Source organism: Pseudomonas mandelii (assembly GCF_002251635.1).
In the GTDB taxonomy this organism is placed as follows: Bacteria; Pseudomonadota; Gammaproteobacteria; order Pseudomonadales; family Pseudomonadaceae; genus Aquipseudomonas; species Aquipseudomonas mandelii_B.
The window spans coordinates 1-11,572 of the sequence record NZ_NMOJ01000098.1 but is presented as its reverse complement, the minus strand read 5'-3'; the positions used below and the strand labels follow the sequence as shown (position 1 = coordinate 11,572).

10 protein-coding genes are annotated in these 11,572 nt (G+C 60.2%); 7 read left to right on the top strand and 3 right to left on the bottom strand.

All coding sequences use genetic code 11. From position 1 onward, the window contains the following. Positions 1–21: 21 nt before the first annotated feature. The 7 genes from hfq (at position 22) to B7L09_RS14600 (ending at position 8,669) form a co-directional block, all read left to right on the top strand. Positions 22–282 carry an RNA chaperone Hfq gene (hfq, locus tag B7L09_RS14630; protein WP_003188059.1) on the top strand — a complete coding sequence of 87 codons (261 nt, stop codon included), beginning with the start codon at positions 22–24 and terminating at the stop codon, positions 280–282. A gap of 12 nt (positions 283–294) precedes the next feature. Continuing rightward, complete coding sequence (gene hflX, locus B7L09_RS14625) at positions 295–1,596, top strand: ribosome rescue GTPase HflX (RefSeq protein WP_064450406.1); 1,302 nt, start codon at positions 295–297, stop codon at positions 1,594–1,596. Positions 1,597–1,692: 96 nt separating this feature from the next. Then, entirely contained in the window at positions 1,693–2,865 is a 1,173-nt protein-coding gene (gene hflK / locus B7L09_RS14620) for an FtsH protease activity modulator HflK (RefSeq protein ID WP_094469410.1), read from the top strand. Then, positions 2,865–3,734 (top strand): protease modulator HflC, encoded by an 870-nt coding sequence (gene hflC, locus B7L09_RS14615; protein WP_094469409.1) that lies wholly within the window; start codon positions 2,865–2,867, stop codon positions 3,732–3,734. The genes hflK and hflC overlap by 1 nt, the downstream gene beginning before the upstream one ends. Before the next feature lie 315 nt (positions 3,735–4,049). Then, positions 4,050–5,237 (top strand): ATP phosphoribosyltransferase regulatory subunit, encoded by a 1,188-nt coding sequence (locus tag B7L09_RS14610; RefSeq protein ID WP_094469408.1) that lies wholly within the window; start codon positions 4,050–4,052, stop codon positions 5,235–5,237. Between the two features lie 54 nt (positions 5,238–5,291). Continuing rightward, positions 5,292–6,584, top strand: coding sequence for an adenylosuccinate synthase (locus B7L09_RS14605; RefSeq protein ID WP_094469407.1), 1,293 nt, complete (start codon positions 5,292–5,294; stop codon positions 6,582–6,584). 150 nt (positions 6,585–6,734) lie between these two features. Further along, positions 6,735–8,669: a methyl-accepting chemotaxis protein gene (locus B7L09_RS14600; protein ID WP_094469406.1), complete on the top strand. Its 1,935-nt coding sequence runs from the start codon at positions 6,735–6,737 to the stop codon at positions 8,667–8,669. A 122-nt stretch (positions 8,670–8,791) separates the two neighbouring features. On the opposite strand, the gene B7L09_RS14595 is transcribed toward B7L09_RS14600, so the two are convergent. The 3 genes from B7L09_RS14595 to B7L09_RS32145 form a co-directional block, all read right to left on the bottom strand. Then, complete coding sequence (locus B7L09_RS14595; RefSeq protein ID WP_094469405.1) at positions 8,792–10,357, bottom strand: ABC transporter permease; 1,566 nt, start codon at positions 10,355–10,357, stop codon at positions 8,792–8,794. After that, positions 10,357–11,367, bottom strand: a complete 1,011-nt coding sequence (locus tag B7L09_RS14590) for an extracellular solute-binding protein (RefSeq protein WP_094469404.1) — start codon at positions 11,365–11,367, stop codon at positions 10,357–10,359. The genes B7L09_RS14595 and B7L09_RS14590 overlap by 1 nt, the downstream gene beginning before the upstream one ends. Continuing rightward, the coding region (locus tag B7L09_RS32145; RefSeq protein WP_217902007.1) for a hypothetical protein at positions 11,364–11,572 on the bottom strand (209 nt) is incomplete at its 5' end. The genes B7L09_RS14590 and B7L09_RS32145, both read right to left, overlap by 4 nt.

Sequence of the window (11,572 nt, the reverse complement as noted above, 5' to 3'; positions counted from 1 at the left end):
ATCCTTAAAGGAGTGCGGCACATGTCAAAAGGGCATTCGCTACAAGACCCTTACTTGAATACTTTACGTAAAGAGAAAGTTGGGGTTTCCATCTACCTGGTCAACGGTATCAAGTTGCAAGGCACGATCGAGTCGTTCGACCAGTTCGTGATCCTGCTGAAAAACACCGTCAGCCAGATGGTTTACAAACACGCTATCTCGACAGTCGTTCCAGTGCGTCCTATCCGTCTGCCTAGCGCAGCGGGTGACGAACAGGGTGACGCTGAGCCAGGTAACGCCTGATAGGAGTCTCCTTTGTTCTTTGAGCGCCACGGTGGTGGTGAGCGAGTAATCCTCGTTCACTTGGATGGACAGGACCCTGAGGCGCGCGAAGATCCGCAGGAGTTTCAGGAGTTGGCAAATTCGGCCGGCGCCGAGACCGTTGCGTTTTTTAACGTACCGCGTCATCGGCCAACCGCCAAATACCTGATCGGCAGCGGCAAGGTCGAGGAATTACGCGATCTGGTGCATGCTGAAGAAGCCGATCTGGTGATCTTCAATCACACCCTCACGCCCAGTCAGGAACGTAACCTCGAACGTGTTTTCGAGTGTCGCGTGATCGACCGCACCGGTCTGATTCTCGATATTTTCGCCCAGCGCGCCCGCACTCATGAAGGTAAGCTCCAGGTCGAACTGGCCCAGCTTGACCACATGAGCACCCGGCTGGTTCGTGGCTGGACTCACCTTGAGCGTCAAGGTGGTGGTATCGGCATGCGTGGCCCGGGTGAAACCCAGCTGGAAACCGACCGCCGTCTGCTGCGGGTTCGCCTGCGCCAGATCAAGGGTCGCCTGGAAAAGGTACGCAGCCAGCGCGAGCAGTCGCGGCGCGGCCGGATGCGTGCGGATATCCCTACCGTGTCCCTGGTGGGCTATACCAACGCCGGCAAATCCACACTGTTCAATAAAGTGACGAAATCGGACGTGTACGCGGCCGACCAACTCTTCGCCACGCTTGATCCGACCTTGCGCCGTCTGGAACTGGACGACCTGGGGCCGATTGTCCTGGCCGACACCGTGGGTTTCATTCGTCACTTGCCCCACAAGCTGGTCGAGGCGTTTCGGTCTACGCTCGAAGAGTCGAGCAACTCCGACCTGCTGCTGCACGTGATCGATGCGGCCGAACCGGATCGCATGTTGCAGATCGAGCAGGTGATGGTGGTGCTGGGCGAGATTGGTGCACAGGACTTGCCGATCCTCGAGGTCTATAACAAACTCGATTTGCTTGAAGGCGTAGAGCCACAAATCCAGCGCGATGAGAACGGCAAGCCCCAGCGGGTATGGCTTTCGGGGCGCGATGGTACTGGCTTGGATTTGCTTGAACAGGCCATTGCCGAGTTGCTGGGCAGCGATTTGTTTGTCGGCACCTTGCGCTTGCCTCAGCGTTTTGCTCGACTGCGTGCACAGTTTTTTGAGTTGGGCGCGGTACAGAAAGAAGAATACGACGAAGAAGGTGTCAGCTTGCTGGCCGTTCGATTGCCGCGTTCGGAGCTGAATCGGCTGGTCAGTCGTGAAGGTGTGGTACCGGCCGAGTTCATCGAACAACACACTTTGCAATAAAAGCCTCCTAAAGCGGTTGTGCCGCAGTAGCAGGCATTCTGTAGCATTGGTCGGCGCGCCGTGGGTGCGTCTTTGCTTTATCAGATGGAGAGCGCTATGGCTTGGAATGAGCCGGGTGGCAACTCGAATAATCAGGATCCTTGGGGTGGTAAGCGCCGCAATAATGGCGACCGCAAGGGGCCACCAGATCTCGACGAGGCCTTCCGAAAGCTGCAGGAAAGCCTGAATGGGTTGTTCGGTGGTGGTAAGAAACGCGGTGATGACGGCGGTGGTTCGGGCAAGAGTGGCGGCTTCGGCGGCCTGCTCGGCATCGGCCTGGTCGTGTTGGCGGCCGTGTGGCTGTACAGCGCGGTCTACGTGGTGGACGAGCAGGAGCAAGCCGTGGTGCTGCGCTTCGGCAAGTACTACGAGACTGTCGGGCCAGGCCTGAACATCTATTTCCCGCCGATCGACAAGAAGTACATGGAGAACGTCACGCGTGAGCGTGCCTACACCAAGCAGGGCCAGATGCTGACCGAAGACGAGAACATCGTCGAAGTGCCGCTGACCGTGCAGTACAAGATCAGCAACCTGCAGGACTTCGTGCTGAACGTTGATCAGCCTGAAATCAGCCTGCAACACGCAACCGAAAGCGCCCTGCGCCACGTGGTGGGTTCCACCGCCATGGACCAGGTGCTGACCGAAGGTCGTGAGTTGATGGCCAGCGAAATCAAGGAGCGCCTGCAACGGTTCCTCGATACCTATCGCACCGGTATCACCGTCACCCAGGTGAACGTACAGAGCGCAGCTGCACCGCGCGAAGTACAGGAAGCCTTTGACGACGTGATCCGCGCCCGTGAAGACGAGCAGCGTTCGCGTAACCAGGCCGAAACCTATGCCAACGGCGTCGTGCCGGAAGCGCGTGGTCAGGCCCAGCGTATTCTCGAGGATGCCAACGGCTACCGTGACGAAACCGTCTCGCGCGCCAAGGGTGAGGCTGATCGCTTCACCAAACTGGTGAGCGAGTACCGCAAGGCCCCGGAAGTCACGCGTGAGCGTCTGTATCTGGACACCATGCAGGAAGTCTTCAGCAACACCAGCAAGGTTCTCGTGACCGGCAACAAGAATGGCCAGAGCAATCTGCTGTACTTGCCGCTGGACAAGATGGTCGAAAGTGGTCGCAACACCAGCACTCCGGTGACCGGTGCGGCAGCCACCAGCAATGAAGCGAATGCGCGTGCGGCAGCTGATCTGCAGCAACAGCAAGCACGTACCAGGGAGAGTCGCTGATGAGCAATAAATCGCTGACCGCCCTGATTGTGGGCGTCGTCGTGGTCATCGCTGCCTGGAACTGCTTCTACATCGTGTCTCAGACCGAGCGCGCGGTGTTGCTGCAATTCGGTCGTGTGGTCCAGGCGGATGTCCAGCCGGGCCTGCATGTGAAAGTTCCCTACGTGAACCAGGTGCGCAAGTTCGACGGCCGCCTGATGACCCTGGATGCACCGACACAGCGCTTCCTGACCCTGGAAAAGAAAGCCGTGATGGTTGACGCCTACGCCAAGTGGCGCGTCAAGGATGCCGAGCGTTTCTACACCGCGACTTCCGGCCTCAAGCAGATTGCCGACGAGCGTTTGTCGCGCCGTCTGGAGTCGGGCCTGCGTGACCAGTTTGGTAAACGCACCCTGCACGAGGTGGTATCCGGTGAACGTGATGCGCTGATGGCTGACATCACGCGCTCGTTGAACGCAATGGCTGAGAAAGAGCTGGGCATCGAAGTGATCGATGTTCGGGTCAAGGCGATCGACCTGCCGAAGGAAGTGAACCGCAGCGTGTTCGAGCGTATGAGCACCGAGCGTGAGCGTGAAGCTCGTGAGCACCGCGCCAAGGGTAACGAGCTGGCTGAAGGTATCCGTGCGGATGCCGACCGTCAGCGCCGTGTNCTGCTGGCTGAAGCCTATCGTGAATCTGAAGAGGTTCGCGGTGACGGTGATGCCCAGGCTGCTGCGATCTACTCCAAGGCCTACGGCCAGGATCAGGAGTTCTACGCGTTCTACCGTAGCCTGCGCGCTTACCGCGAAAGTTTCGCGAACAAAACCGACGTCATGGTNCTGGACCCAAGCAGCGACTTCTTCCGTTACCTGGAAAAAGCCAAGCCTTGATACGACGTTGACCTGAATCATCCCCCGCCTGGCGGCTAAAGCCTCGGGCGGGGTGATCCTTTGGGAAAACGGGTGTATGATGCGGCAGCCGGGAAATTCCCGGCTTTTTTGCGTCTGCACGTTTGATTGCTGTTTTTAAGCGGGCGCCCGAGTTGAATGACTCGACAGGTTTTTCGAGGAAAGTGGTTGGCGAAGCCGGTTTCAGGCTTTTCGCCACGTTGTTTATGCGCGTGGTTTGCACATAAGCCGATCATTTTCTGCTTCACTCAAGGCTCGGCCNAGGGCTGGCCGCCCGGATCATAGGGGAATGGCGTAATGGCAACGGTAGACCGCTGGCTGCTGCCAGATGGCATCGAAGAAGTACTGCCACCGGAAGCTGCGCGCATTGAAGTAGCGCGTCGCCAGGTGTTGGATCTGTTCCAGAGCTGGGGTTACGAGTTTGTCGTAACTCCCCATATCGAGTACCTGGAATCCCTGCTGACCGGCGCGGGCCAGGACCTGGATCTGCGCACCTTCAAGGTCATCGACCCGCAATCGGGCCGGCAAATGGGCTTCCGGGCTGACATCACGCCGCAAGTGGCGCGTATCGATGCGCATACCCTGCGCCGCGAAGGTCCGAGCCGTCTGTGCTATGCCGGCAGCGTGCTGCACGCNCAGCCGCGCGCCCTGTCGTCNTCNCGTAGCCCGATTCAACTGGGCGCCGAGTTGTACGGTGATGCCAGCCCGAGCAGCGACGTTGAAGTGATCAGCTTGATGTTGGCCATGCTGCAACTGGCTGACGTGCCGGATGTGCACATGGACCTGGGTCACGTCGGAATCTACCGTGGCCTGGCCCGTGCGGCCGGCTTGTCGGGGGAAGTTGAGCAACAGTTGTTCGATGCATTGCAACGCAAGGCCATCGACGAGGTCATTACTTTGACCGAAGGCTTGCCTGCCGATCTGTCGGGCATGCTGCGTGCGTTGGTCGATCTGTGTGGCGGCCGTGAAGTATTGAGCGCTGCCCGCGAGCGTCTTGCGCATGCGCCGACGCCGGTTCTGGCGGCGCTGGACGATTTGCTGGCGATTGCCGAACGGTTGTCGGCGCGGTTCCCGCAGTTGCCGCTGTATTTTGACCTGGGCGAGTTGCGCGGCTACCACTACCACACCGGTGTGGTGTTCGCAGTCTTTGTGCCGGGTGTTGGTCAGGCCATCGCCCAAGGCGGTCGTTATGACGATATCGGCGCCGACTTCGGTCGCGCACGTCCGGCGACTGGCTTTTCTACCGATTTGAAAACCCTGGTGACCCTGGGGCGTGCTGAGGTCGAGCTGCCGTCTGGTGGCATCTGGATGCCCGACAGTACGGACGCAGCACTCTGGCAGCAGGTTTGCCAGTTGCGCAGTGAGGGTCAGCGTGTCGTCCAGGCCCTGCCTGGGCAGCCATTGGCCGCCGCCCGTGAAGCGGACTGCGACCAGCAATTGATTCTGCAGAACGGGCTTTGGCAAGTATCGCCACTGGCTTCTTGAGTATTCCTGCCGGCCATCGCCGGCACCAAGTTTGCGCGAATGAGGACAAGTGTTATGGGTAAGAATGTCGTAGTCCTGGGCACCCAATGGGGTGATGAGGGCAAAGGCAAGATCGTTGATCTGCTGACCGAACATGCTGCCGCCGTAGTGCGCTATCAAGGTGGCCACAACGCTGGCCACACCCTGGTCATCGATGGCGAAAAAACCGTCTTGCACCTGATTCCGTCGGGCGTACTGCGCGAAGGCGTGCAGTGCCTGATCGGTAACGGCGTGGTGGTTGCACCTGACGCCCTGCTGCGCGAGATCATCAAGCTGGAAGAGAAAGGCGTACCGGTGCGCGAGCGCCTGCGTATCAGCCCGTCCTGCCCGCTGATCCTGTCCTTCCACGTAGCGCTGGACCAGGCCCGTGAAAAGGCCCGTGGCGAGCTGAAGATCGGCACCACCGGTCGCGGCATCGGCCCGGCTTACGAAGACAAGGTTGCACGTCGCGGTCTGCGCATCGGTGACTTGTTCCACCGTGAGCGTTTCGCCGCCAAGCTGGGCGAGTTGCTGGATTACCACAACTTCGTGCTGGTCAATTACTACAAAGAACCGGCCATCGACTTCCAGAAGACTCTCGACGAGTGCATGGAATACGCCGAGCTGCTGAAGCCGATGATGCTCGACGTCACCGCCGAGCTGCACGAACTGCGTCGCGCTGGCAAAGACATCATGTTCGAAGGCGCCCAAGGTTCGTTGCTCGACATCGACCACGGCACCTATCCGTACGTGACCAGCTCCAACACCACCGCCGGTGGCGTTGCTACCGGTTCGGGCGTTGGTCCTATGTTCCTGGACTACATCCTGGGCATCACCAAGGCTTACACCACGCGCGTAGGTTCGGGTCCGTTCCCGACTGAGCTGTTCGACGAAGTCGGTGCANTCCTGGCCAAGCGCGGCCACGAGTTCGGCGCTACCACCGGCCGTGCCCGTCGTTGCGGCTGGTTCGATGCCGTCATCCTGCGTCGCGCTATCGACGTCAACAGCATCTCGGGCCTGTGCCTGACCAAGCTGGACGTGCTGGACGGTCTGGAAACCATCAACATCTGTGTTGGCTACAAGAACCAGGATGGTGCAGTGATCGACGCACCGACTGACGCCGACAGCTACATCGGCCTGGAGCCGGTGTACGAAGAGATGCCAGGCTGGACCGAATCCACCGTCGGTGCCAAGACGCTGGAAGAGCTGCCGCAAGCTGCTCGCAACTACATCAAGCGCGTCGAAGAGTTGGTCGGTGCGCCGATTGACATTATTTCGACGGGCCCGGACCGCAACGAAACCATCGTTTTGCGTCACCCGTTCGCTTAATAAGTCGTTGATGTAGAAAGCAAAGGGTCCTTGATTGGACCCTTTGTCGTTTGTGCCTGCCGGACGGCATGACCTTTGCTGTGATGTTGAATAAAAGCATCGCTTCCAGCGCGCCATCAATTTAATGGCGCCAAAGCAGAGGGATTCCAAGTGTCGGCCGTTCTCTCATTGTTACAAAGCCGTTTGTTGCGGCCAGTGTTCGTTACCCTTGGTATCGCCCTTTTGGTGCAGGTGCTGGTGGCTGTTGCCCTGACTCGGAGCACAGTGACTGCGCTTGAAGCCGATCTCGGCGTGCGTCTTGGGGCGGACAGTCAAAAACTGTCTGGCGAACTCGAGCAGGCCGGGCGTGAAGTCACGTCGAGCCTGGACAATCTCTCCACCAGCACCCGTCAGCGACTCACTGCCGGCTTGTCTACGCGATTGAAAGACGAGCAGGTGCAATTGCGTGCAACGTTGGAAAAGGATCTCAAGGATTCGGCCAATGATATGGCGCAACTGCTGGCCTCGGTGGCGCCGCGTGCCATGTGGGACAGTGACGTGCCGACCTTGTCGGAGTTTGCCCGGCGCGCCCAGCGCAATCCCAACGTGTTGTTCGTGGTNTACGACGACGCGACGGGTCAGCACCTGACGCGCTACCTCAACCGCGAAAATCCGATCAACAAGGCGCTGCTGGAGAAGGGCCAGGGCGAGCGTGCGCTGGACAAGGTGCTGGACGCGGCGAAGAACGATCCGTCGGTCTACTACCTCGAAGCCTCGATCAACCCGAATGGCGTAGAAATCGGCAAGGTCTTGATGGGCGTCTCGACCGCGTCGGTGGAAACCGATCTGGCGGCCCTGGATAAACGTTTTGCGGCGCTGATTGCCAGCGGTGATCAACTGGTTGGCGACAGCCTCAAAGGCGCAGCCGCCGACAGTGCCACGGCGATGCGTGCGCGCCTGACGTCTGCGCAGGCCACGGCTTCTGAAATGAAAGCCAACACCACCAGCACTGTGCAGGAAGCGGCGTCGACATTGCGCTGGCGCATCGGGATGTTCCTGGCGCTGGTCGGTTGCGGTGTGCTGCTGTTGCTCGCGGTGGTGCTGGGCCGTCGCGTGGTCAATCGCTTGAAAATGTTGATTGCGGCCATGGATGACTTGGCGGCGGGCGAGGGCGACCTCACCAAGCGCGTGCAGATCAGCAGCAAGGATGAAATCGGCGACATGGCCTCGGCGGTCAATCGCTTTGTGGATAAGTTGCAGCCGATCGTGCGTGAGGCGGGGGATGTGGCCCAGCGTACCGGCGTGGAAATCGGCGCCATGACCTTGCGCAATGCCGGTGCCGACAAGGCGGCCGGTTTGCAGCGTGATGAGGTGGCCGAGAGCTTGCGCGCGCTGTCGCAAATGGCGGATGAAGCCCAATCGGAAAGCCACGCCATGCAGGCTGCGCTGCAGCAAGTGGTGGACATTCGTTCTGCCACCGATGAAAACACTCGGACTTCGGCCAAGGTCGGCAGCCTGATCGAGGCGTTGGCCGGGCAGGTCGATACCGGGGCGAAAGTNATTGAACGCCTGGCGCAGCAAAGCGAACAAATTGAAGTGGTGCTGACGGTGATTCACGGCATTGCCGAGCANACCAACCTGCTGGCNCTGAACGCCGCCATCGAAGCGGCGCGTGCCGGCGAAACCGGTCGTGGCTTTGCGGTGGTGGCGGACGAAGTCCGGGCGTTGGCGAGCAAGACCCAAAGTTCCACCGGCGACATCCAGGCGCACATCGTGGCCTTGCAGCAAGGTGCGCGTGAAGCGGTGGCAGCGATCGGCCAGGCCGGGCGTCAGGCCAATGAAGGTTTGCTGGTATTGCGTGACAGCGCAAGGCTGCAGCAGNCGGTGCAGGCTTCGGTGGAGCAGGTGCATGCGGCGATTGGCTTGGCGACGCGTGCGGCTGCGCATCAGGCGCAAGGTGCGCAGGCCGTGCGGGGTCGGGTCGAGACCATTCACGCACAGGCNGAGAAAGCCGCGCAGGCGGTGGTGGAGACCACGGCCAGCGGCAAGGTGCTGGATGGGTTGGCGGCGCAGTTGAAGGCGAGCCTGGGGCAGTTCAGGGCTTAAATTTGTATTGATCGGGCTGACGCTATCGCGGGCAAGCCCGCTCCCACAGGGATTTCTGTCGCACACACATTGTGTGTTCACTGAAGAACATTGTGGGAGCGGGCTTGCCCGCAATAGCGGCTTCAGCGACTCAGATACATCCGAGTCGTCAGCAGATACACCGGCAACCCCGACACCAGAATCAACAGCGCCGCATAAGGCGCCGCCGCTGCAAACTCCACATTCGAGGTATGCGCCCACACGGCGGTGGCCAGGGTGTTCAGCCCGGTCGGGCTGAGCAGTAACGTCGCCGTCAATTCCTTCATCGCATCCAGAAACACCAGCGCAAACGCCGCGCCCAACGCCGGGAAAATGATCGGCAGCGTCACCCGACAAAACGCACTGAAAGACGACGCCCCCAGCGTGCGTGCCGCCTCTTCCAGTTGCGGCGCCGCCTTGTTCAGCGCCGTGCGAATCGGCGCCTGCGCCAAGGGCAAAAACAGCAACGCATAAGCGATCAGCAGCAGTGCCGACGTCTGATACAGCGCCGGCACATAATGCAGCGCGAAATACACCAGCGTCAGCGCAATCACCAAGCCTGGCAGTGCGTGCAACAGATACGGCAAGCGCTCGGCCCAGATCGCGAGCCGGCCTTTATGACGCACCACCAGCAGTCCCACCGGTACCGCCAGCACCAGGCACAACGCGGCGCCACCCAGCGACAACGCCAAGGACGACAGCAGCGCCTCACTGATCGCGGCCACCGGGAATGCCGCCGACGAACCTACCGCCAGCCAGTACGCCAGCATCCCCAGCGGAATGCCGCTGCCGATGATCGCCAATACCAGGCAGTAAACCTGTCCAGCGACCGTCCACGGCCCCAGTCGAACCTGTTCTGCCTGCCGCGCTGCGCCTTGGCCGGTGCGCACGTGCCGGCCTTTGCCGCGTACTCGCAACTCAAGCCACAACAACACCAGGCAAAGCGCCAGAAGCACCGCCGACAGCATCGCGGCATTGGCATTGCTGAATTCCAGTTCGAATTGTTGGTAGATGGCAGTGGTAAACGTCTGCAGGCCGATGATCGACAGCGCGCCGAACTCCACCAGCATATGCAGGGCGATCAGCAGCGCACCCGCGAGTAGCGAAGGCCAGAGCAAGGGCAGCGTAATACGGAAAAACACGCCCCAACGATTCTGCCCAAGGGTGCGGGCCGACTCTTCAAGGGACGGGTCCAGATTGCGCAAGGTTGCCGCTACCGGCAGAAACACCAGCGGGTATTTGGACAGGGTCATCACCAGGATCGCACCGCCCAGCCCTTCGAAGTTGGCGCTCAGCGATACCCAGGTAAAGCTGCTGACAAACGCCGGTACCGCAAACGGCAGGCACAGGATCACGCCCCAGATGCGTCGGCCCGGCAGGTTGCTGCGTTCGAGCAGCCAGGCAAGGGATAAGCCGATCACGCCGCAAGCAACCGTCACACCGATCATCAGCGCCAACGTATTGCGCAGCAGCCCGAACACATAAGGCCGCCACAGCAAATGCAGCGCCTCGGCCCAGCCGGCCTGCCAGGTCTTGAGTCCGACATACACCAGCGGTAAAAGGCTGAGCACCACCAGCAGCAAAACCGGCAGCAGCAGCCAGATCGACGGCCGCTTGCGCCGTGGCACGTAACCCCCGCGCGAGGCGGGGGCGGATAACGATGCGCTCATCAGTTCAAGCCAACGTCACGTTCCAGGTCCAGGGCTTCTTCGGCGTTGCCCAGGTCGGCCGGGGTGACTTTCGGTGCCTCCAGTTCGCTGAACGGCTTGAGACCGCGATCCGATGCCATGCCTTTGTGCAGCGGGTATTCGGCGGTGGTCTGAGTGATCACGCGCTGACCTTCTTCGCTGGCCATGTAGGCAAGGAATTGCTGGGCTTCTTTTGGATGTTTGCTGGATTTCAACACGGCAGCGCTGGAAACGGTGATCAGCCCGCCGACATCGCCGCCGGTGAAGTAATGCAGTTTCGAATCGAGCTGGCCTTTTTCNCTCTTCAGGGCAAACCAGTAGTAGTTGTTCACCAGCACGGTGGCCACTTCGCCGTTTTCCACCGCTTTGAGGGCGACCATGTTGTTGCTGTACACCTTGCCGAAAGCGCGCAGGCCGGTCAGCCATTCTTCAGCCGCATCCATGCCGTGGACTTTGATGATTGCCACGGCCTGTTCCTGGAACGCGCCGCTGGTGGGTACGAAACCGACCTTGCCTTGCCATTTCGGATCGGAGAATTCCATCACCGACTTGGGCAGGTCTTTTTCATCGATCAGTTTCGGGTTGAAGGCGACCACACGGACCCGGGCGGTAATGCCGATCCAGGTGCCATTGCCCGCGACGTAGTCTTTTGGCAGAACGGCAAGGGTGGCGGCGTCGGTCTGGGCCAGTAGGCCTTGTTCGCCGAGCTTGTTCAGCGGCGGCGATTCTTCGGTGTAGATCACGTCAGCGGGGGAGCGGTCGCCTTCTTCGACAACCTGGCTGGCCAGCTGGTTGCTGCTGCCTTTGCGCACATTGACGTGAATGCCGGTCTTGGCTTCGAAGGCCTTGGCGAGTTGNTCGCCGACTTCCTTGTGTTGGCCGTTGTAGAGGGTCAGGGAAACTGGATCAGCAGCCTGGGTGAGGGGAGTGGCGAGAGCCAGGCCGAGCAGGGTGAAGGTCAGGCCTCGGCGCAGGGTATTTCGAAACATCATTCGCAGGGTTCCTCTCTGTCGCATTGCAAAAACTTGAAACAATGATAAACGATATTGTTTCTCAAGTGCGCCTTGCGGTTCGGGTGAGGCCTTGCTAGAGCAGCTGCTACAGGTTCCATGAGTTTGCGGGTAGGGTGTGTGGCTTTGATTTTCTGAACGCCAGAAACGCAAAAACCCGCTTTCGCGGGTTTTTGGAGACTCAAAG